The sequence below is a fragment of the Aquidulcibacter sp. genome (assembly GCF_020253525.1).
GTDB lineage: Bacteria > Pseudomonadota > Alphaproteobacteria > Caulobacterales > Aquidulcibacteraceae > Aquidulcibacter.
This window is the reverse complement of record NZ_JADCBK010000058.1, coordinates 1-20,722: the sequence shown is the minus strand read 5'-3', so window position 1 is coordinate 20,722 and position 20,722 is coordinate 1. Positions and strand designations below refer to the sequence as shown.

Below are 20,722 nucleotides of genomic sequence, written 5' to 3'. Positions count from 1 at the left end.
AGCAAGTTATGATAAGCGGGCGATCTTGTCGAGAACGAACGCTTATAGAAGGAGCTGTTACTCCGGCTAGACATACTGTGTGACACACAGTATTAGGTTCTACATGGTAGTAGAAGATGCCTTTCCCAAATTTGAGGGTGACCTCCGGCGCGGCGCGATCGTGTTGGCGGCAATGTCCCAGTTAGCAACGGCTCAATATGGTTATTCCTTGCGCCAGCGCCTCGCCGAATACGGCATGGAGGTTGAGGAAGGAACACTGTATCCCCTGCTGCGTCGCCTCGAAAACCAAGGGCTCCTATCCAGCGAGTGGCGGATCGAGGATGGTCCGCCCCGTCGCTATTACATGCTGAGTGACGAAGGACGCAGGCTCTACCCCCAATTGGTGATTTCATGGCGAAGCCTGTCTGCCGTGATGGAAAATCTATTCAAGGAAGGACACCCCCATGACGCCTGACGAACTGATCCAGCGCTATGCACAAGCGGTCGCCTCACGGCTACCGCATGCGATCCGCGCTGATGTGCACGCCGAACTCTATGCCTTGTTGCACGAGGACATCCAAGCGATAACTGGTGACACTATCCCTAGTCTTCAGCAAGTTGAAGAACGGATCATCGCCTTTGGGCCGCCGCAAGAAGTTGCCCTGCGCTATCATCGGCCTACCCCCATCATCGAAGCAGTTGATGCACCCCTCTTCTCGAAGCTTGCCCTTGGCTTAGTTCTCGGTTTGAGTGTCTTGGCGATCAGCATTGGGCTATCCTCGCCAACTACGACAAGCACAGTGTTACAGGATAGCCTGAAGGATGCGATCTTCATTGTGTTAGGCGTTTTGCTATCGTGGTTCTGGGCCCTCGGCGCGCTGCGCCGCGCGCAACCAAAACTCTTCACTTGGAAGCCGGCAAACCTTCCTCCTGTGCGTGATCCAGACCTTGTTTCGCGACCGACTGCGACCTTTGGATTGCTCGCCGGATTAGTGGGTCTTATGATCTTAATGAACCCAATTTCTTTCTTTGATCTGCTCTTAGGTGGTCAAAGCCCAGCAATGCTCGCCCAAGCTTTCTCTTATGATATCCATTTCCTATCCGATCGGGCCCCGTTCTTGTGGGGTGCACTCGCACTAGCGCTCCTCACCTATGCTTTTGCGATACTTGAAGGCCGCTGGCGACCAGTGACCCGGAAACTCGCGCTTGGCCTGTCAGTTGCCATTGCTGTGATTAGCCTATGGTCGGTGTTGGCTGGGCCTATGTTTTCAGCAACACCGACAGACTCATCCATGAAATTCTGGGTTTCATTGATTGCGGGGGTTACGTGCGCTGATGTTTGGCTGAAATGGCGCAATCAAGCACTGAAACCACATCTAGCCCTGTCGAAGCAGCGTTAGACGTCGATAACGACCATGACATTCCTGACTGGATTTCAGCTTCCTATGCCCTAGTTCTCATCCATCTACCCATTGGATGCTTCATGAAAACCTTGCGCTTTATCTTGGGCGATCAGCTTTCGCCGAAAGTTTCTGCCCTGCGTGGGGCTGACGCGGCTACTGACATCATTTTGATGGTCGAAGCCCAAGCCGAAGCGGTTTCAGTTCGCCATCACAAGAAGAAGATTGCCTTCATTCTAGCTTCCATGCGCGCTTTTTCTGAGACGCTTCGTGGTCAAGGTTTCACCGTCGACTATGTGCGCATAGATGACCCTGAAAATACGGGCAGTTTCGATGGCGAACTCAGGCGTGCCATCACCCGTCACGACCCCAAAGCGCTTGCAATGACCCGGGCTTCGGAATGGCGCGTTTTGGAGATGCAGCGACACTGGGCTGAAAGCCTCGATTTGCAGGTGATGCTCCGTGAGGATGACCGTTTCCTATGTGACGAGGCGCAATTCCGTGCTTGGGCAGCCGGCCGCAAGAGCTTTGTGATGGAGTATTTCTATCGCGACATGCGTCGTCGAACAGGACTTCTGATGGAAGGGGATCAACCTGTTGGCGGCAAATGGAACTTTGACCATGAGAACCGCAAGCCGGCAAAACCTGATCTTTTCATGCTGCCGCCGCGCCGCGTTTCACCCTCATCCATAACGCAAGAGGTGATTGAGCTCGTATCGAACCGTTTTGCCGACCACTTTGGCGACCTAGAGCCATTTTGGTTTGCGACGACTGCGGCAGAGGCAGAGCTTGCGCGTGATCACTTTTTGGCCAACCACCTGCCCCGCTTTGGCGAAACCCAAGATGCGATGCTCGAGGGCCAAGCTTTCCTCAATCATGCGGTGCTGTCGCTCTATCTCAATGTGGGCCTTCTGGAACCTTTGGATTTATGCCGTCGGGCAGAAGTGGAATATCAAGCCGGGCGTGCACCTTTGTCCGCTGTTGAAGGATTTATCCGGCAAATCATTGGCTGGCGCGAATATGTGCGCGGCATTTATTGGCTTCATGCGCCCGACTATTCGGGCTTCAATCACCTTGACGCTAAACGCCCCCTACCCGCATTTTATTGGACAGGGCAAACCAAAATGGCCTGTATGGCTGCGGCTATTGGTCAAACTAAGCGCGAAGCCTATGCCCACCATATTCAGCGCCTTATGGTCACAGGAAATTTTGCCTTACTTGCCGGGCTCAATCCTCATGAGGTGCATGAGTGGTATCTGAGTGTCTATGCAGATGCGTTTGAGTGGGTGGAAGTTCCCAATACGATTGGAATGGCTCTTTATGCCGATGGCGGCATCATGGCCTCCAAACCCTATGCGGCCAGTGGCGCCTATATTCATAAGATGAGCGATTACTGTCAGCGCTGCGCCTATGATCCCGCAGTAAAGTCCGGGCCACGGGCCTGCCCTTTCAATCCGCTCTATTGGGATTTCATCGGACGCAATGAAGACAAACTGGGCGGAAATCCCCGTATGGGTCCTGTCTATGCCACGTGGCGGAAAATGGGACCGTCTCGACGCGATGAGATCAAGGCTGATTCACAGCATATCTTGGAGGCATTAGACCATGGCGGCGTGTGATCGGCTCGACGCGGCAGCGATCAGCGAAGTCATCGCGATGGCCTTGAGCGATCATGTAAGCTTTGATCACATCCGTAGTCTCTACGGTCTCAGCCCCGATCAAGTAAAAGCCCTGATGCGAGCAAATCTGCGCCCCGGTAGCTATCGGGCATGGCGCAAACGGGTGCGGGAATTCTCTGATCGCCGTGCCCACTATAAATCTGAAAAAACCTTAGCTTAAATGGGCACGCAACATCCAAGCCGCCTTCTCACCCGCAGCACAGCGCTCAGTCATCAGGTCAGCTGTCGCATCATCATTATGTTCGGCTGCAAGTTTGAGGGCTCTACGTGCCGATCGAACCACAGCCTCTTGGCCTTCCAATAAAGCTTTCAAGATGGCGTCTTCACTGGCGCTGACATCGTTGGCGGTCGGGATGGTGGTGCGTGCTGCCATTTGGCCATGGGTAGGCGCAAAGACACCTAAAGCGCGGATGCGCTCCGCAATCTCATCCAGTGCAGTCCAAAGCTCATTGTATTGGTCAGAGAATAATTGGTGAAGTGGACCAAAGCGGGGGCCTTGTACATTCCAGTGATAGAGATGGGTCTTCTGATATAGGCTATACGAGTCAGCCAAAACCTGCGCCAGCGCATCTGCAATTTTGGTGCGGGCCTCAGCGTCAATACCGGTATCAGGTTCCATGATGTTTCCCTTTAAATCAAACGTATTACGACAAATATAGGGCTGCGTGGGGTCAGAAAGAAGGGTAAGGCCAGCGTTTTCGCAGAGAAGACTGGGCATTTTTATGACATGGTCACAAAACGGCTTAGTTTGCCTAAACGATCTCGCAAATGACATTAATATCTGTTTTTATTGATTTAATCTGGATTAGTACAAGATTTCTTATCGGATGGTTCAGGTGATCTGGTTGGTTGCGGTCCTGTCCATCGCTAGGTCAGACGCGTGATGAAGGGCACGCACCGCTTAATGTGCAGCTTCCCGTTTCTATGATGAGGAATAAGACTATGCGCTTTGGCGTTTCAACCATCTCTGTATTGGCCTTGGCTTGGGGTTTAGCCACTGTAACGCCCGCCGCAGCTGAGACGGCCCCGAGTAGCTCCATTTTAGAAGATGGTCTTGCTGTACCGGGGGCAAGTGACGAACTCGCGCCTGAAACTGAAACGGTCATCGTGACGGCCAGACGCCGCAATGAAGCCGCCCAGGATATTCCGATCGCAGTCTCTGTCGTCGGCGGACGTCAACTGGATCAAACAGGCAGCTTCAATGTGGGCCGCCTAACTCAGTTGGCACCGACACTTACCTTCTATTCTTCCAATCCGCGCAACAGTGCTGCCAACATTCGCGGCTTAGGTGCGCCCTTTGGTTTGACCAATGACGGGATTGAGCAAGGGGTCGGCATCTATATGACGTCTATTACTCGCGTGCGGCGTCATCGACCTTTGACTTTCTAGACGTGCGCCAGATTGAGGTGCTACGTGGCCCGCAGGGCACGCTCTATGGCAAGAACACCACAGCAGGTGCGATTAACATTACCACCCGTGCGCCAACCTTTGAGTTCGAAGGTCGATCCGAAGTCACGATTGGCAGCCTCGGCTTTAAGCAAGCAAAAGCTGCACTATCTGGACCCATCACCGACAAACTTGCTGGGCGTTTGGCTCTTTCGTCGACCAGCCGCCGTGGCACCATTTATAATGTGAAGACGACCAATTATATCAATGAGCAGGACAATCTAGGCGTCCGGGCTCAACTCCTGTTCCGGCCGAATGAAAAGCTCGATGTTACCTTTGCGGCCGACTATAACACCCAAGAACCAGAATGCTGTGGCACCGTGTTCGTCCGAACCGGCCTGACACAACGCCCACTAAATCGCCAATATGCCGCTCTGGCTGCTGCACAAAATTATACGGTCGTCAGCAGAAATCCTTTCGACCGTTTGACCGACATTGATGCTAGCTTGAATGCGGGCAATATCACTGGCGGCGCTTCTATTCGCTTGGTCTGGGATCGTGGACCCGGCAAGGTGACTGCGGTCACCGCCTGGCGCTTCTGGGATTGGAAGCCTGAAAATGATCGAGACTTTACGGGACTTCCCATTGTCACGAACTCACAAAACCCATCGCAACAGGATCAATACACACAAGAGCTGCGGTATAATCAAAGTGGTGAGAAACTGGACTTCGTCGTAGGCGTTTTTGCCTATTATCAAAAGATCGACACGCAAGGGCTTGAGCGGCACGGGCCCGCCTCAAGCCGTTGGAATATCGCACCGTCTAATGCTTTATCCCTCGATCCAACTGTACTGGATGGCCTGACCGCGATCAATATTCAGGGCCTCACCAACACGAGTGTCGCTTTGTTTGGGCAGGCAAGCTGGAAGCTATCAGACAAGCTAACCATCCAACCCGGCATTCGGGTCAATTATGATGAAAAGGAAGGGCTGTATGACCGCACGGTGTTCGATGGGACCGGACAGCCTGTTTTGCTTGGTCAAACCGGTGCGCGTCGTGCGGCACAACTGGCTATCTTTGCTCCACAATTCTACAAGCCAAAGTTTGATGATTGGAACTTTTCTTATGATCTAACGGCAAGCTACAAGCTACAGCCAGACATATTGGCGTATGCAACCTATGCCAAGACTTTCAAGTCAGGCGGGATCAACCAAAATGGTGTTCCATCTGACGCGGCTGGCCAACCTTTATTGGGCGCACAAACAATCCGCCCTGAGTCAGTCAATCATTATGAGGCTGGGCTCAAGTCGAAACTGTTGGACAACAAAGTCACCTTCAATCTCTCGCTGTTCAGAACCGACATTGAAGATTATCAGGCCCAAGTCACCAATGGCCAATTTGGCGTGTTGCGCGGCTATTTGGCGAATACCGAAGAAGTGCGAACTCAAGGGGCAGAGGTAGATTTCGCCGCTCAACCGACAGATCATCTCTCGCTCTACACCAATGTGGCTTATACCGATGCAACCTATCGGAAATTCCGGGATGCGCCATGCCCACCAGAACTTTCCGGGGGTGCAGCCCTCGCCGCAGGTCAAACACCCGGAGCTCCCGGTGTACCTGGTTCGATTAGTCCCAATAATTGCGACATCTCGGGCCAAGTCTTGCCCGGTGTCTCCAAATGGGCGGTTTCTTACGGGGGTGAATATGCCGTACCAGCCAACCTCTTCAGAAAGGATGGGGATGTCTATGTTGGCATTGACGGCAATTATCGATCGAAATTCTCCTCAAATCCCTCGCCATCAGCCTATACGTGGATTGAGGGCTATAGCCTGACCAATCTGCGGATTGGCTTTAGGACGCCCCAAGGCCTTGACCTATTTGTTTGGGCCCGCAATCTGTTTGATGAGGATTATTTCGAGCTTCTTAATGTCCCAGGTGGCAATACAGGTCTTGTAACCGGTATCCCCGGCGATCCACGTATTTGGGGTGCGACATTTAAGGCAGAGTTCTAGGCTATGCGGGGGCTTATGCTTCTAGCCCTTGCGACATCGGTAGTTGCGGATGTCGCAAAAGCACGAGACCAGACTTGGACGCTTTCTGGGTCGCTGCGCGCTCGCCTTGAAACTGTCGATGGCCACGCGCGAGTTGGGGTGAATTCAAGTGACACCATCTGGTCTAGCCGCCTCCGCTTAGAAGCGAACCGTCCTCTTGGAGCGGGTTGGTCGGGCTAGGCCGAGCTTTATGACAGCCGCACTTGGGGTGGGGATAGTGGGTCACCATTGAGTGCCAATGATGTGAATACGCTTGAATTGGTCCAGGCCAATGTAAAGCGGCGCTGGGCCGAGCCTTTTGGCAAATCGAGTTTTGCCAATCTGCAACTGGGCCGAATGACGCTCAATCTTGGCTCCCGCAGATTGATTGCCGCTGATGATTATCGCAACACGACCAATGACTATACCGGAGCGCGGATAGATTTGCATTGGGGCTCTGGTGTCGACCTTGTCGCCCTTGCGGTTGTCCCTCAAATCCGGCTGCCGGAGGCGAAGGCCGATGTTCTGGATAATCGCGGTGAAGCCGACTTAGAAACCTCTGCGCAGCGTCTCTATGGCACCATCATGACTGTGCCCTATGGACAACAAGGTCTGGCAAGCCAATGGACTTTGATACGCTTTGAGGAAGAAGATCGGCCAAGCCGACCGACACGCAATCGCGAGTTGACGACCTTTGGCATCCGCCTGTTTCGAGAACCCAAACCGGGTCAGTTTGACCATGATTTTGAAGTCTATTCTCAAAATGGACAAAATCGCGCGTCCCTATTGCCGAACGCGCCATTGCGCAATGTGAACGCTGCCTATGTTCGCGCCGAGTGGGGTTATCAATGGAAGACTGCTTGGAGGCCACGTCTGTCAGTTGAATATGATTGGGCGAGTGGGGATCGGCTAGGTGCGACCGATACGCGCTTTGATACGCTCTATGGAATGCGACGCGCTGAGATTTCTCCGGCAGGTATTCTGGCAGCAATTGGTCGCTCCAATCTATCGTCACCCGGAATAAGGCTTGAATTGGAGCCCTCGCGAAATGTGGATGCTCTCATCGTCTGGCGAGGGCTTTGGCTTGCGGAAAAAACCGACAGTTTTGCTTCGACCGGTGTGCTGGATCGGTCCGGTCGATCGGGCGATTACGCGGGCCAGCAATTGGATTCTCGGCTACGCGTGTGGCTGCAACCGAAGAAGCTGAGGCTGGAAATCAATGCCGTGCTCCTCGCAAAGGGCAGGTTCTTAAAGTCCGCACCTAATGCGCCAGCCTCGCAAAACACAAGCTATCTCGGTATTGATTTGATCCGTAGCTTCTAGCTATCTTTTCTTCCTAGGGCGAATAGGGCAAACACCATGCGATTTCAGTCACACCATGAGGTGAGCCCATGCTTGACCAATCAAGCGCCCCCAAAATCATGCCAAAGCTTATAATATTTGATTGTGACGGCGTACTGGTGGACTCAGAATCGATTGCCAATGAAGTCGGAGCGGAATGGATTACAGGCCTCGGATGGCCGATGGATGCGATTGAAGCGCGCGCCCGCTTCTTGGGACTATCCGACACAGCCATGTATACATTGATCGAACACAGAATTGGCCGCGCAATCACTTCGGATGAAATTTGTCAAAACCATGCCCGGCTAAAAGCGCGATTTGCTTCCGAGCTTCAGGCTGTACCGGGCGTTGAAGATGTCGTTAGAGCCCTTGCGGCGCGCGGCATTCCAATGGCGGTTGCCTCAAGTGGTGAGCGGGATAAGATCTTGACCAATCTTGCCCAAGTAGGGTTACGCCACTTCTTTGGTGATCAAATCAGCTCGGCTACCGAAGTCGCCTCAGCTAAACCTGCACCCGATGTTTATCTACTTGCCGCGCGTCAGGCAGGCTTTGCGCCGAGCGATTGCGTGGCGATCGAAGATAGCCCTAACGGGGTGAAGGCAGCTGTTCGGGCGGGGATGCAGGTGATTGGCTTTGCGCGAGAGACGCCGGCATCCGACTTGGCTGCTGCTGGTGCGCATGTGGTATTTGAAACCATGGCTGAAATTTGCCTTCATTTAGATGAAAGCCTCAAGTAAGCTAGGCCACAGACAGTTTTGCCAGTAGCTCTGCCGCTTCAGCTTCATCAAGCGCGACCATTTCGGGGCTCTTGGCAGCAAGGTCTAAATCCAAAACCTCCAACAATCGAAACTTCTCCCACCATAAGATCATGTCGGGGGCAAAGCTCCCTTCTTTCTCAAAGAAGGCCTGGTGAACGGCTTGCCAATAGGCCAGGCTACGGTCGCCCTCCCCTTCTTCATATGCAAAATCAGCATCAATCTCATCGAAGCGACATTGGCCGACTGATAGGGTCTCAATGATAGCTACTGGTCGGCCAATAGCTGTCACAACCCAGTGCATGCCGGGAGATGTTGGATTTTCATCAAGGCCATTCCAAACAGTCGCACGCTTTCGCCCAGCAATGATCAAGCCTGCAAGACGTTCTTCCAAATGACTGGAACCGAAGCAGGTTGTGGGCAGGTTCATCCACCGATCAAGCTGCTGAGTCATGCAGCGACACGTCCTTCCTAGTTCTACCTTCCAATTAACAGATAAAATTCAAGCTGCATTCATCCCAGCTGGCCTCTAACCTAAATTTGTTTGAGGCAATTCAAGGGTAACTCGCAATCCGCCCAACAATCCGTCGGACAAGTCGAGACTGCCGCCATAAGCTAGAACAATCTCTTGAGCGATACTCAGTCCCAAACCAGTGCCGCTCAAAGCGGCATCAAACTTCTGACCACGAGACAGAGCCAGTCGCCTTTGGTGTGGTTCTATTCCCGGCCCGTCGTCCTCGATCAGGATACGTAATGATGCATGATCGGAAACCGTTGCGATCAAGATGCGCGATTGCGCCCATTTACGCGCATTGTCGAGCAAAGACCCAACTAACTCCGTCAAGTCACTTTGATCTAGTCTTACTTTATGCTCCGGCGCCACTTGAACATCCCAGGTCAAGTTTTCCCTCCCACTTGTACGCCCGAGCGCTAAAGTGATCTGATGAATGACTGGAGCAAGGGGAATTTCAACGAGTCGGCCAAGATTAGGGCCATGAATATTGGCCAATGCTAAATCACGAGTTGCACGATGCTCCAAGCCGGTCACGATGTCTCTGATCGTAGCGGCGGCACCAGTTTGGCCGGCAGCATCGATCTCGTCTGCCCGTGCCAATAGCACAGCCATCGGTGTTCGCAGACTATGGGCTAGGTCTGCTGCTCGCTGGCGGGCTTCTCTTACTTGGCGTTCGCCAGCATCCAGAAGCGCGTCGAAATCGCGCGCAAACGTGTCTAGCTCTTTTGGCACCATGTTTGTGAGACGTTCTTTTCGACCAGCCCGCACCAGCGCCAAAGCTCTCGATGCCTGCCTCAAAGGTCCCATCAGCATTCCGCCTTGAATGAAGGTGACGATAAGCAAGCTTAAACCCAAAATAAAAAAGACAGGCGACGTATCAAGCATCATGGCATCGACCTGGCTTTTCAGAAGGCTGCGATCAATTGCGACGGCAAAGCGCCAACTATGCTTTCCCTCAACCCCCTCTGGAATCCTTCGTTCAAGTAAGAGAAGGTCTACTCCTTCTGGTCCCTTCACGACATGGCGATGAACCGTGTTGAGCGGCAAAACGTCGTCGGGGAGTGCTAAGGTAAAAGTTACTAAAGACCCAGACCGCACAATCGTTTTTGTCTTGTCATCGACAATCTGCCAGTAGACGCCTGAAAGGGGTTCCTCAAATCTTGGATCTGGTAAGACCTTGGGAACCAAAATCACCGCGCCGTTTTCAAGCTTCAAACCCCGGGTCATAAAGCGAAGATCAGCTTCCAGCTCTGCAACCGTAGTTTGCTGAACATGGTTTTGGAAAGCCGCGCGAAAGCCAAGTGCTGCGATCAACGGCAGAATGATCGCGCTTGCAATACCGATTGCCCATAGGCCAAACCTTAGGGAGTTAACCATCACCCAGTTTCCAAATCACGTTGAAGCGCCCACACATAACCATAGCCACGACGGGTTATAATGCGTTTGGGTCCAATCTTCCGTCTAAGGCGCATAACTGCAGCCTCAATGGCGTTTTCCCGCCGCAACTCTTGATCGCCATAGACGTCCTCACAAAGACGTGCCTGTGAAACTGTTTCGCCGGGCGCTCGGATCAAGGAAGTAAGAATTCGGAACTCCAACGGCGTCAGATCGATAGGGCCCGACCGATCCGAAACGCTGCGAGCGCGTAGGTCGATAGTCAGATCGCCATCGCGTACCAAATTATCTGCCTTCCCTACCCCACGACGCAAGACGGCATGAATACGAGCAATCACTTCATCAACAACAAACGGCTTCACAATATAATCATCGGCTCCGGCATTTAGGGCATCAACTCGCTCGGTCCAACTGCCGCGCGCCGAAGCGATCAATACGGGCAGAGTTACGCCATCTGCTCGCCAGCGCTTTAGGACGGATAGGCCATCAAGCTTTGGTAAGTTCATATCCAAAATAGCCAGAATAAAGGGCTCAGTATCGCCTTGCGCCCAGCCATCCTCACCGTCGGCGACTAGTGTTGGTATAAACCCGGCGCGATCTAGGGCTCGAACAAGCATTGAACCGATCTGTGGCTCGTCTTCGATAATTAAAACGCGCATTCAGCCTCCGAATATTTGGCCTAGCCGAAGCTTGCTGACAATTCCCTGACAAAGTCGATCAGATATTTGGGGATACGAGCCCGCTATCGAGTGTTTCCTACCTCGTGCGGAGACAATCATGAAATTGGGAGATAAAGTTACGGCCGACCCTTGCATGGTTTGCAGCAAAACTGAGCGAACCGTTGTTGGTACTATGGGGCGAGGATACAAACCCCTTACGACAGTTATGTGCGACGGGTGCGGACTCGTTAGTCACAACCCTCTTCCGACAGCTGCGGAACTCGACGCCTTTTATGCGTCAGACTACCGGAAGAATTACAAGGGGATATTGAAGCCCAAGCCCAAACATTCCTTGCGTGCGCAGCGGAGCGCTGCCTCAAGAGCTGTGCGGCTCAAGAACTTGATCCAACCTGGAAGCCGAGTCTTGGATGTTGGCGCATCTTCCGGTGAATTCGTCTATATGATGGGTAAACTTGGGTACAGCGCCACAGGCATTGAACCCAATGACGGCTATCGGCAATTCGGAACTGTAACTTATGGAATCGAAGTTACCAACCAAAGACTGGAACCCGAATCTTTTGGTGCAGGCATTTTTGACCTGATTACGTTAAATCATGTATTCGAACATCTGGCCGACCCATTAGGAGCTTTAGCTTGCTTTAGGCGCTGGTTGGCACCGGGTGGCCTGTTGTTCATCGAGGTGCCCAACATCGAAGGCGTTCAGAAACAGCGTGGCAACCTATTCCATTTCGCGCACGTCTGGAACTTTACGCCAGCAACGTTAACGGCCACCCTATCTCGAGCCGGATTTGAACCGATAAACAGCCAGCGGTGCAATGGTACATCTTTAGTGTTTCGGGAAAGTTCTGGGCTTGCTTCCGCGGCAACCCAAATTGACCCACGTCACGCAAGCCAGTTGCGTCATCAACTCTTGGCAGACCAATCCCCTATGTCCTATCTCAAATCAGGCGCGCCTGTGCGGCGAAGATGGCAGCGGCTCTTAAGAAACATCGATGAAATTACGACGACTTGGAGGTTCAGCAATCTGCAAGCGATGGCAAATGCCACCTTGAGCGCCGCACTCCAAGTCCAGCGCGGTCCACAAGGCCACGCCACGCTCCAAGTCCCGCACACGTCTCATCAACAAACTCTCACAAGCCGGTGAAGTCACAACTTTGTCGGTTGCGCCTAGCGGGCAGTGCCCCCATGTTTTCACTGTGTGGACCGGGCCCCTCTGGCAACCCGATTGCGGGTTGCGATGTCGGCCACACCGGAGTCCTTAGTTAGGCGCGGTGTCAGGGTCCCAATTCCTTCGCCCTTCTGCGTCCTCAGGGCTCTGCCGTGCATAAGCATAGAGGAGCATGACATGAAATTAGGACGTATCGAAGCCCTTAAGAGCCACCATTCCCGGCTCGAAAGTGAGTTGGCGGCCTTAGCCAAGCGGCCCTTCCCGGAGCCTGAATTAATAACCCGGCTTAAGCGGCAAAAGCTGTTGGTTAAGGATCAGCTGGTCGCGGCAGGCGTCGCCGCACCTCGCCCGGAACGGGCGATCGCTCACGGCCTTTAGGGCCGATCGAAATCGGTAGGCAATCCGCCCCAAGCTGCCTACCGCGGGTGAACCTAGGCAAGAACAGCCCCAACTGTTCACCCTGCCGGCCCTTGCGTGCAGACCGTCCCCCCTCTGTCACGCAAGGGTCGCCTTCTCCTCTTCTTCAACTCGTCCATTTGCCCCATTGAGCCCATTAATGACCGATCTCCTCGAAACGAGGCCGAACAGTGCAAGATTGAACGAGGTCATTTCTCGAGAGCCAACGGCCGGCAATGTATTTGATTTTGCCCCCAAAAAAGCCGCACCGGCTCTTGCAATTCTTGTCAACGTATCTGCCGGAGCATATCGCTTCTTTGGTCTTTTGCGCCTGAGAAGGGCGTTGAAGACAGCGGGTCTACAAGACCAAGTGCCCTTGATCCGATGCTTTGGACATGAACTTCAAGACAAGGCCTTGGGCTTGGCACGTAGCGGCGTCCTATCCATCGGGGTATTTGGTGGTGATGGATCGGCGCGCACAGTCGCGCTTGCTCTACGGGGCCTCGACGTGCCAACATTACCCCTGCCTGGCGGCACATTGAACCGCTTATGTTTTCGCGTCCATGGTCATGCCAATTTGACCAAAATCCTTCGCGATTTTGCACGAGCAAAGCCGGTCTGGTTAACAGGCGGCCTAGCCAATGAACATACGTTTTTGGTAGCATCTGGGTTTGGTCCGTGGATGGCCTTCCAAGACATGAGAGAGACAATCCGGTCCCACGGTGTTTTGAAGGGACTTAGTGCGCTTCGATCACTAAGGCGGGATTTGTTTGCCGGGAAACTGACAAGTCAAGAGTCTGGGCAAAGCAGAGATGTGGTGATCGCTGCTCCCACCTTTGTCGATGCTGCTTTTGGCCTAGGAGAAAATCCCGACGAGTTTAACCAGCCAGGCTTGGAAGTTGCGGAGGCCCGCCTGCAGGGGATCGGCTCCACCTTATGGCTCGCAGCCCATGTGTTGGCGCGCCGGTGGCGCCGTCTAGACTATGCACAAGCCCATATTGTGACTGAAAAGACAATTGAGTTTGACGGGGAAGAAATCGTCGGTCTTGTTGATGGCGAAAGGCGTAGTTTTGGTCACTGTGTCCACCTGCGAGCCGTCCAACGAGCTGCACTCGTCCTCTCTACAAGGACAGCTTTTGAGTGTTAAAGGGTAAGCGCTTTGGGACGTGAAACGCTCGATGACTACCCTCGTCCATATCAGTGATATTCATTTTGGCGATGCAAGTCCGGATAAACTAAGGGCGGCAAGTGTGGCCATCTCAGAGATTGGGCCGGCCTGTGTCATCGTTACGGGTGACGTGACACAAGAAGGCAAGCGTGACGAATTTGCGCTAGCTGCAGCCTGGTTCGAAACGATCAAAGCCCCAATCATCGGCTGCCCAGGCAATCATGATACGCCGATGTTTAACCTTGCGCTGCGTCTCTTAGACCCTTTCAGCCGATTTGATCGACTGGGCCTTCTATCTAGTTGGCAATCTGGGGACGCCTCTGTGCATATTGAAGCCGCCAATAGTGCGAGGGGCCTGCAATGGCGAATGGATTGGTCGCAAGGCGATTACGCTCAAGCTAACGTGATCGAGGCGTTAGGCCGATTGAGTCGATCGCGCGCACGCCATAAAATTTTGGCCTTGCACCATCCCCCTGAAACCCCAAGGGGTGCCGGTGTAACGAGCGAGCCTAGAGGTGTTGATGTCTTCGCCCGACATCTCACCGAGACCAAGCCCGACGTGCTTTTATGTGGGCATCTTCACGCAGCATTTGATGTTACTGGGCCTTTGATGTGCGGCCTACGCGTGATGACCGTCCCTTCTTTAGCTTCCTCTCGCGAACGCGGCTTTGGATCAGGATTTGGCGTGCTGCGTCTGGGATCAAACGATCCGATAATCACACGCACAATATGGCGTTATCAAGAAGGCTCGTTCCACGAAGTCACCGAACCGTCAAAAGGCACCGTTGACGTCGCGGGCTGAAACCAGCGCGCGACCTTGCGCCAAGACATCCCCTTGCAGATTTCGAACTTGAGTCTGCAGATCAACCAAAGCCTTCTCAGGACGCAGACGCGTTATCGCCACTTCAGCGCGCAGCTTTTCACCGGGCTTCACGCTGCCAAGCCAGCATGTCTCCTGTTTGAGATAATTGGTCCCCTGCCCTGGTAGCTCCATCCCAAGCAAGGTTGAAATTTGACCCAGCATAAAGGCTTGCCCAGCCAATAGTTCTGCAACGTCTGCCCCTAAAGGGCTTTCCCCTGCGCGAGCCTGTAAGTCTTTCAGCGCTTCAAACGCTTCTTTTGAAGGGTGTGTTTCACTGAAACGCACCATGCCAACCTTTAGCGGCAGATTAGGCTCATGTATTATCAATGAGGCTTCCACGGACGGAACATGCGCATTAATCAAAAGTCGGCAGACAACCACACCATCTTGCCGCCGACTAAGCTGCCATGCTTCACCATCAAAGCCGACTTCTAGTGCTTCACCCGCAAAGGCAGGGGCTGGAAACATGGCAGAGGTTGATCTTGGCGCATCCGTTATCCCAGCAGCCCGAACCAGCCAAGCCGTTAACATCGCACCATGCGCGACAGTCCGTCCAAATCCACTGGTCGCCGCAAACGCTGGATCGACATGAATAGGATTTGCATCGCCCGATAGTTTTGCAAACAGGTTTAGGTCGGCTTGATTAGGCGTCAAAATCATGGACGGTGGATCAAATGCTTTTGAATTTTGCCCGCTGGGGTGCGGGGAAACTCGTGAACGAAAGTAACATATTTCGGCACTTTGAAAGCTGCCAACTGGGCCCGACACCAAGCTTGAATGTCTGAAACTTCAGGCGCGTCATAAGTGGAACGCAAGAGAATGAAGGCATGACCAACTTCGCCCCAACGCGCATCTGCAACTCCTAGAACCGCAGCTTCGAGTATGGCAGGATGACGTGCGAGCACATTTTCGACTTCGGCTGGATAAACATTCTCCGCCCCTGAAATATACATCTCCTTTAGGCGACCCACGATATAGAAGCAGCCGTCTTCATCTTGACGAGCGAGGTCGCCAGTTTTGAGCCAACCATCCGGCGTTATAGCTGAAGCAGTCGCCTCGGCATTACCCCAGTAGCCTGGTGTGATCCCCGGGCCACTTAACCACAATTCTCCCGTCTCCCCGATCGCGACATCGTTGCCTTCTGCGCCAACAAGGCGCGCTTCACATAGAATCTGGGGCTTGCCAACTGAGCCGATCTTTTGAGTCGCGGTTTCGGGGTCTGCGAGAAACACCGTGGGGCCAGTCTCGGTCATGCCCATGCCATTGGCGACCTTGGCACCGCGGTGGGCAAATTCGTGCACTAATGTATCGGCGAGGGGCGCGCCACCACACCCCCAATGGCGCACCCTATCGAGTTTCACTTGTGTAAATTCTGGATGGAGGCTCAATGCCTGATAAATGGCCGGCACCCCAAAGAAGGTGGTGATACGGCCTTCCGCCAAGAGGTTCATAACCGGGTCTGCCTCAAAACCCGGCAGGATTAGGACATGCCCACCCGCAAACAAGGTCGGCAACGTATGCAGATTGATGCCAGCTGTATGGAACAGAGGCAAAAAGTTCAGGGTGACATCGCTGCTCTGCAGATCGATGGCCTGACCAAGATTGACGGCATTTACATGCGCCATGCCATAGGTCTGGATCACCGCCTTTGGCTGACCGGTAGTTCCAGAGGTGTAGAGCAAATACCAGATATCATCAAAGGGCCAGTGGCGGCGTGCTTGAGACGGATTGGCCTTCTGGAGTAATTCTTCATAGTCGTCGTCGAAGTCGATCAGCTTTGCGCCCGAGTTAACTGCCAAAGCACCCGCGACCTCCGCATCTTCGGTCCCACAAAACATCAGCACAGGTGAGGCTGCAGCCACCAACGGGGCAAGCTCTGGCAAAGGCGCGCGCCAGTTGAGCGGGGTGACGATCGCGCCTGTATTGGCTGCTGCAAATAAAACTTCAAAAAAGGCGATGCGATTTCGGCAAAGTATGGCGACACGGGCACCCTCGGCAGCACCATGCGCCTTTAACACTGTGGCCAGTCGTAGAACCCGCTCCTGCATGGCGCTGTAAGTTTGGGTTTGGCCACCAACTAATTCCGTCATGGCAGGCCGGTTTGGCGTTAGAGCTGCCCGCCGCGCCAACAGATTGGTCATATATTTCATGGCTTTGGGCCCAAAGAGAGACCGCGTTCAATCATATCCAGCGCTGCGTCGACCACGGGCTCAAGGTCGGCAGTCTCGTCCCAAATCGCATAACGCATCCCCAAGAACACAGACAGACCGATCAGAGACCATGCACGAATATCCGCATCCCCTGGCCTAATTTCTCCTCGGTCAACGGCTGCTTGCAGGTTCCGCCGATACCCTTCTGCAAATGTATCGTAATAAGCGCGGTAGCTATCTTCGGCGACAAATTGGGATTCCATCACAATCTTATATAGGTTGCGATGGGAGCGGGCGAACTCGAAAAAGGCTCGCATACCGATCCGCTCAGCGCTCAACCGATCTGCAGCCTGCTCCACTTGACGCGCAATGTGGGCCCGCGTCTCGTGGCCCATATGTGTGACGAGGGCGCGGAAAACCGCCTCTTTCGATTCGAAATAAACATAGAAAGTGCCAAGGCCAACACCTGCGCGGCGCGTAATCTCGACAATTGAACCATCGTGATAGCCGCGTTCACCGAATTCAGCTTCCGCGGCCTCCAATAGTTTTGCCTTTGTCGCCAAGCCCTTCCGGGTCTTTGGCGTTTTTGGGCCGGTCTCAGAGTTCTGCGATCTCAAAATTGAATGTTGATTCATATTTCAACTTATGCCACGAGTTAGAGAAAGAACAAGTCCCGATTTGATCTGGACAGACGCTGTGAGTCTATCACTAGCTGAGGGGAGGCACGAGCCATTGGAGATGCAATCCGTCTTCGACCAAGCATGGGCGGCCTTTAATGGCAACCATGATGCTTTGCCGCTTGGGGGCGAAACCATCTCGGTTCATCGAGCAGGTAGTGGACGTCCATTGCTGTGCATTCATGGCTGGGCCATGGGGGGATTATCTTTTGCGCCACAACTCGCACTGATTGATCACGGCTTTGAAATAATTGCGCCTGACTTGCCAGGCTTTGGCGATAGCGCGGTGTCGAGGGCCGCGCCAACCATCGAATCTATGGCGGACTTAGTTCAAGATTTGATCCTCGCATTGGATTTAGCCGATGTGACATTGATTGGCTGGTCTATGGGGGCAAGTGTTGCTTGGCATGCGGCGGCAGTAAATCCATCTAGGCTTAGGGCGCTGGTCAGTATCGACATGTCACCGCGTGTCGCGCCGGAGGATGGCTGGTCATTTCCCTTATCCAGCGGCATGACGCGGCAAAGCATTGAGTTGGCCGTGCAAGCCATGCGCAATGATTGGTCTGGCTATTGTGATTTGTTTCTTGATCGGATTTTAGCCGAGCCGAATGAAGAGGTTCGCATGGCGCTTGCCGCCCTTGCGGCGCAAGCCGACCCTGACTCTGCCTCAAGTGCCTGGCTCTCTCTGATGCAGTTTGATGCGCGTGCGGATCTCGCCAAAACTCACATACCAGCTCTCGCCATCCAAGGTGGGCGCAGCGCGCTGTATCCTCAAACAGTCGGTAACGAGATCGCCCGTCTGATGCCAAACGGTCGGGCCATCGTGCTGGATCGAGTTGGCCATGCACCTCATCTTGAAGATCCTGATGCGTTTAATGCCACCCTTCTGGACTTCCTAAACCAGCCACCCTCAGCCCTTGAACTTTGCCACTCCCTTTCTGCCCCATAAAAACCCGGAGGAACTGACCATGAAAAAAACAGCCATCAAGACCTTTACAAGCTTGCTCCTCAGCGCCAGCGCGTTGACCAGTGTTGGTTTTATCAGCCCGGCCCTTGCGCAAACCACCACAGCTACACCCAGCGATGAAGCCGCCGAGGTTGTTGTTGTTACCGCGCGCCGTCGCGATGAAGCGCTGCAAGACGTTCCCATCTCTGTGACATCTTTGAGCGCAGCATCTTTGGAAGCAACGGGTGCTCCAGACATCACAGTGCTGCAGCAGACGGCTCCGAATGCCACTGTTCAAGTCGCCCGTGGTTCAAACTCAACCTTGATTGCCTTCATTCGCGGCGTTGGCCAGCAAGACCCCTTGTGGGGCTTCGAGCCCGGCGTAGGTCTCTATGTTGATGATGTTTACATTGCTCGCCCGCAAGGTGCCGTTCTTGACATCTTTGACATCAATCGCATCGAAGTTTTGCGCGGTCCTCAGGGCACGCTTTATGGACGCAACACGATCGGCGGTGCGATCAAATATGTGACCCGCAAACTTTCCGCGAAGCCTGCTTTGAGCACACGTCTGAATATGGGCAGCTACGGTCAGATTGATGCGATCGTCAGCGCCTCAACGCCTGTGTCCGACACCTTCCGCGTTGGCGGCGCTTTAGCGCGCTATCAGCGTGACGGCTTTGGCAAAAACATCACGACCGGCGCTGAGCACTATAACAAGGATGTTTTTGCCGGCCGTGTGAGCGCGGAGTGGGAACCGAGCGAGGACCTCTTTTTCCGCTTTGCCTATGACAAGGTCACAGATGATTCAAACGCCAAGCATGGTCACCGGGAAGCTGCTGGGGCAGGTCTAACAGCCGGTGCCGCGATCCTTCCAAATGTCTATGACACCGACGCCGGCATTGGGAGCGCCAATAAGGTCGAGAATTCCGGTTGGTCTTTGACGGGCGAATGGAAAATCAATGACCGCTTCACCGTCAAGTCAATCTCTGCAAGCCGCGAAGGCGCAAGCCAAAGTCTGATTGACTTTGATACCAATCAGGCGAAAGCGCTCGATGTGCCTGCTCGCTATGATGACAAGCAATTCAGCCAAGAATTGCAATTGCTTGTTTCGGGCGAGAGATTGAATGGCGTGTTTGGCCTCTATTATTTGGACGCAGAAGCCTCCGGTGCCTTTGATACCATTGTTGGCATCGCCAGCCTGACCATTGCAACATCGGGCAAGGTCAAGACCGAAAGCTATGCGGCTTATGGGGACTTCTCCTTTGATATTACTGACGCGCTGTCGATCTCTGTTGGTGGGCGTTACACCGAAGATTCTCGCACTGGCCAAGTTTATCGGCAGAATTTCACTGGGCTTGGTTCCCCGCTCTTTGGCAATAATTCTGCCATCGCGGGGCTTTTACGGTCCAATTACACCAACTCGAGGGACTTCAACGATTTCAGCCCACGTGTGAGTGTCTCTTATGAATTTAGCGACGCCCTTACCGCTTATGCTGCCTATTCAGAAGGCTTTAAATCGGGCGGCTTTGATATGCGCGGTGATGCAATCCTGACGCCCAAAACGGTTGAAGGCTATAAGCCTGAATATGTGAACTCCTACGAAGTGGGGCTCAAGGGTAGCCTGTTTGAAGGACGGGCTAATTTTGCTGCTGCCCTCTTCCGTGCCGAATATGAAGGCCAACAGATCACCCGCCAAGAACCCACGGTTGCAGCCGGTATTGCCAGCTTTGTTGACAATGCTGGTTCGTCCACCATTCAAGGCTTTGAGCTGGAAGGTGGGGCACGCTTCACAGACAATCTGTCGATGACATTTGGCCTTGGCTATACCGATGCTAAGTTCAATGAGTTCCGAAGCTTCACTTTGGTAAGTGGGGTCCTGACACCCATCAACTTGGCTCCAACAGCCGTATTCCAAAATACCCCAGAGTGGAATGGCAATGTCGCGTTCAATTACAAGCGTGACTTGGGAACGATGGGGTCTTTGGATGCGACCTTATCGGCTTCCTACCGCAGCGAATACAGCATGTTTGAATTCGTCAATCCTCTGTTGGACCAATTGGACCCTGTCACCTTGGTTGATGCAGGCATCGGCTGGAATAGCGAGGATGGTGTGTTCCGTCTGGCGCTAACCGGCCGCAACCTGACCGATGAGCGTTATAAAGTAGGTGGCTATTCTTTTGCTGGGGCTACTTTCGG

The 20,722-nt window shown here is 53.5% G+C and carries 20 protein-coding genes and 1 pseudogene; 14 read left to right on the top strand and 7 right to left on the bottom strand.

From position 1 onward, the window contains the following. Positions 1-103: 103 nt before the first annotated feature. The 4 genes from IOB61_RS07685 (at position 104) to IOB61_RS07670 (ending at position 3,218) form a co-directional block, all read left to right on the top strand. On the top strand, positions 104-454 hold the full coding sequence (locus IOB61_RS07685) for a PadR family transcriptional regulator (protein ID WP_290814649.1): 351 nt from the start codon (positions 104-106) through the stop codon (positions 452-454). Then, positions 444-1,379, top strand: a complete 936-nt coding sequence (locus tag IOB61_RS07680; protein WP_290814646.1) for a hypothetical protein — start codon at positions 444-446, stop codon at positions 1,377-1,379. The genes IOB61_RS07685 and IOB61_RS07680 overlap by 11 nt, the downstream gene beginning before the upstream one ends. An 83-nt stretch (positions 1,380-1,462) precedes the next feature. Next, complete coding sequence (locus IOB61_RS07675) at positions 1,463-2,998, top strand: cryptochrome/photolyase family protein (RefSeq protein ID WP_290814643.1); 1,536 nt, start codon at positions 1,463-1,465, stop codon at positions 2,996-2,998. Beyond that, entirely contained in the window at positions 2,985-3,218 is a 234-nt protein-coding gene (locus IOB61_RS07670) for a DUF2805 domain-containing protein (RefSeq protein WP_290814641.1), read from the top strand. The genes IOB61_RS07675 and IOB61_RS07670 overlap by 14 nt, the downstream gene beginning before the upstream one ends. Here IOB61_RS07670 and IOB61_RS07665 read toward each other — a convergent pair. After that, positions 3,210-3,677, bottom strand: a complete 468-nt coding sequence (locus IOB61_RS07665) for a DNA starvation/stationary phase protection protein (protein ID WP_290814638.1) — start codon at positions 3,675-3,677, stop codon at positions 3,210-3,212. The two genes, IOB61_RS07670 and IOB61_RS07665, sit on opposite strands and share 9 nt — an antisense overlap. A gap of 323 nt (positions 3,678-4,000) precedes the next feature. Here IOB61_RS07665 and IOB61_RS07660 point away from each other — a divergent pair, with 323 nt between their 5' ends. The 4 genes and pseudogenes from IOB61_RS07660 to IOB61_RS07645 all read left to right on the top strand — a co-directional run bounded on the left by IOB61_RS07660 (position 4,001) and on the right by IOB61_RS07645 (position 8,552). Further along, on the top strand, positions 4,001-4,447 hold the full coding sequence (locus IOB61_RS07660; RefSeq protein ID WP_290814635.1) for a TonB-dependent receptor plug domain-containing protein: 447 nt from the start codon (positions 4,001-4,003) through the stop codon (positions 4,445-4,447). A gap of 2 nt (positions 4,448-4,449) precedes the next feature. Then, on the top strand, positions 4,450-6,456 hold the full coding sequence (locus IOB61_RS07655) for a TonB-dependent receptor (protein ID WP_290814632.1): 2,007 nt from the start codon (positions 4,450-4,452) through the stop codon (positions 6,454-6,456). Positions 6,457-6,690: 234 nt separating this feature from the next. Then, positions 6,691-7,797: pseudogene (locus IOB61_RS07650) on the top strand (alginate export family protein); the annotation flags it as partial. 68 nt (positions 7,798-7,865) lie between these two features. After that, positions 7,866-8,552, top strand: coding sequence for an HAD family phosphatase (locus IOB61_RS07645; RefSeq protein WP_290814629.1), 687 nt, complete (start codon positions 7,866-7,868; stop codon positions 8,550-8,552). Between the two features lies 1 nt (position 8,553). On the opposite strand, the gene IOB61_RS07640 is transcribed toward IOB61_RS07645, so the two are convergent. From IOB61_RS07640 to IOB61_RS07630, 3 genes are all read right to left on the bottom strand, one after another. Next, positions 8,554-9,024 (bottom strand): ASCH domain-containing protein, encoded by a 471-nt coding sequence (locus tag IOB61_RS07640; RefSeq protein ID WP_290814625.1) that lies wholly within the window; start codon positions 9,022-9,024, stop codon positions 8,554-8,556. A 75-nt stretch (positions 9,025-9,099) separates the two neighbouring features. Next, the gene (locus IOB61_RS07635) at positions 9,100-10,398 is read right to left on the bottom strand and encodes a sensor histidine kinase (RefSeq protein WP_290814622.1); all 1,299 of its coding nucleotides are present in this window, start codon (positions 10,396-10,398) and stop codon (positions 9,100-9,102) included. A 62-nt stretch (positions 10,399-10,460) separates the two neighbouring features. Then, positions 10,461-11,138: a response regulator transcription factor gene (locus tag IOB61_RS07630; protein ID WP_290814619.1), complete on the bottom strand. Its 678-nt coding sequence runs from the start codon at positions 11,136-11,138 to the stop codon at positions 10,461-10,463. Positions 11,139-11,256: 118 nt separating this feature from the next. On the opposite strand from IOB61_RS07630, the gene IOB61_RS07625 reads away from it, so the two are divergent. The 4 genes from IOB61_RS07625 to IOB61_RS07610 all read left to right on the top strand — a co-directional run bounded on the left by IOB61_RS07625 (position 11,257) and on the right by IOB61_RS07610 (position 14,693). Beyond that, on the top strand, positions 11,257-12,303 hold the full coding sequence (locus IOB61_RS07625) for a class I SAM-dependent methyltransferase (protein WP_367272831.1): 1,047 nt from the start codon (positions 11,257-11,259) through the stop codon (positions 12,301-12,303). 201 nt (positions 12,304-12,504) lie between these two features. After that, positions 12,505-12,705: a YdcH family protein gene (locus IOB61_RS07620; protein WP_290814616.1), complete on the top strand. Its 201-nt coding sequence runs from the start codon at positions 12,505-12,507 to the stop codon at positions 12,703-12,705. Between the two features lie 178 nt (positions 12,706-12,883). Further along, on the top strand, positions 12,884-13,870 hold the full coding sequence (locus IOB61_RS07615) for a diacylglycerol kinase family protein (RefSeq protein ID WP_290814613.1): 987 nt from the start codon (positions 12,884-12,886) through the stop codon (positions 13,868-13,870). 31 nt (positions 13,871-13,901) lie between these two features. Next, on the top strand, positions 13,902-14,693 hold the full coding sequence (locus IOB61_RS07610) for a metallophosphoesterase (RefSeq protein ID WP_290814610.1): 792 nt from the start codon (positions 13,902-13,904) through the stop codon (positions 14,691-14,693). On the opposite strand, the gene IOB61_RS07605 is transcribed toward IOB61_RS07610, so the two are convergent. The 3 genes from IOB61_RS07605 to IOB61_RS07595 are packed head-to-tail and all read right to left on the bottom strand — an operon-like array spanning position 14,664 to position 17,466. Beyond that, positions 14,664-15,413, bottom strand: coding sequence for a MaoC/PaaZ C-terminal domain-containing protein (locus tag IOB61_RS07605; RefSeq protein ID WP_290814607.1), 750 nt, complete (start codon positions 15,411-15,413; stop codon positions 14,664-14,666). The two genes, IOB61_RS07610 and IOB61_RS07605, sit on opposite strands and share 30 nt — an antisense overlap. After that, positions 15,410-16,903 (bottom strand): AMP-binding protein, encoded by a 1,494-nt coding sequence (locus IOB61_RS07600; RefSeq protein ID WP_290814604.1) that lies wholly within the window; start codon positions 16,901-16,903, stop codon positions 15,410-15,412. Before IOB61_RS07600 ends, IOB61_RS07605 begins: the two co-directional genes overlap by 4 nt. Continuing rightward, a complete protein-coding gene (locus IOB61_RS07595; RefSeq protein ID WP_290814601.1) occupies positions 16,900-17,466 on the bottom strand; it encodes a TetR/AcrR family transcriptional regulator in 567 nt (188 codons plus the stop codon). The genes IOB61_RS07600 and IOB61_RS07595 overlap by 4 nt, the downstream gene beginning before the upstream one ends. A 175-nt stretch (positions 17,467-17,641) precedes the next feature. Here IOB61_RS07595 and IOB61_RS07590 point away from each other — a divergent pair, with 175 nt between their 5' ends. Further along, positions 17,642-18,529 carry an alpha/beta hydrolase gene (locus tag IOB61_RS07590; protein ID WP_290814598.1) on the top strand — a complete coding sequence of 296 codons (888 nt, stop codon included), beginning with the start codon at positions 17,642-17,644 and terminating at the stop codon, positions 18,527-18,529. Positions 18,530-18,548: 19 nt separating this feature from the next. Continuing rightward, positions 18,549-20,722: TonB-dependent receptor (locus tag IOB61_RS07585; protein ID WP_290814594.1), on the top strand; the 2,174-nt coding region annotated here is incomplete at its 3' end.

Bases quoted from the DNA above. Each gene is read 5' to 3' on its own strand.
- IOB61_RS07685 (WP_290814649.1), top strand. From the start codon at position 104: ATGGTAGTAGAAGATGCCTTTCCCAAATTTGAGGGTGACCTCCGGCGC.
- IOB61_RS07680 (WP_290814646.1), top strand. From the start codon at position 444: ATGACGCCTGACGAACTGATCCAGCGCTATGCACAAGCGGTCGCCTCA.
- IOB61_RS07675 (WP_290814643.1), top strand. From the start codon at position 1,463: ATGAAAACCTTGCGCTTTATCTTGGGCGATCAGCTTTCGCCGAAAGTT.
- IOB61_RS07670 (WP_290814641.1), top strand. From the start codon at position 2,985: ATGGCGGCGTGTGATCGGCTCGACGCGGCAGCGATCAGCGAAGTCATC.
- IOB61_RS07665 (WP_290814638.1), bottom strand. From the start codon at position 3,677: ATGGAACCTGATACCGGTATTGACGCTGAGGCCCGCACCAAAATTGCA.
- IOB61_RS07660 (WP_290814635.1), top strand. From the start codon at position 4,001: ATGCGCTTTGGCGTTTCAACCATCTCTGTATTGGCCTTGGCTTGGGGT.
- IOB61_RS07645 (WP_290814629.1), top strand. From the start codon at position 7,866: ATGCTTGACCAATCAAGCGCCCCCAAAATCATGCCAAAGCTTATAATA.
- IOB61_RS07640 (WP_290814625.1), bottom strand. From the start codon at position 9,024: ATGACTCAGCAGCTTGATCGGTGGATGAACCTGCCCACAACCTGCTTC.
- IOB61_RS07630 (WP_290814619.1), bottom strand. From the start codon at position 11,138: ATGCGCGTTTTAATTATCGAAGACGAGCCACAGATCGGTTCAATGCTT.
- IOB61_RS07625 (WP_367272831.1), top strand. From the start codon at position 11,257: ATGAAATTGGGAGATAAAGTTACGGCCGACCCTTGCATGGTTTGCAGC.
- IOB61_RS07620 (WP_290814616.1), top strand. From the start codon at position 12,505: ATGAAATTAGGACGTATCGAAGCCCTTAAGAGCCACCATTCCCGGCTC.
- IOB61_RS07615 (WP_290814613.1), top strand. From the start codon at position 12,884: ATGACCGATCTCCTCGAAACGAGGCCGAACAGTGCAAGATTGAACGAG.
- IOB61_RS07610 (WP_290814610.1), top strand. From the start codon at position 13,902: ATGACTACCCTCGTCCATATCAGTGATATTCATTTTGGCGATGCAAGT.
- IOB61_RS07605 (WP_290814607.1), bottom strand. From the start codon at position 15,413: ATGATTTTGACGCCTAATCAAGCCGACCTAAACCTGTTTGCAAAACTA.
- IOB61_RS07600 (WP_290814604.1), bottom strand. From the start codon at position 16,903: ATGAAATATATGACCAATCTGTTGGCGCGGCGGGCAGCTCTAACGCCA.
- IOB61_RS07590 (WP_290814598.1), top strand. From the start codon at position 17,642: ATGCAATCCGTCTTCGACCAAGCATGGGCGGCCTTTAATGGCAACCAT.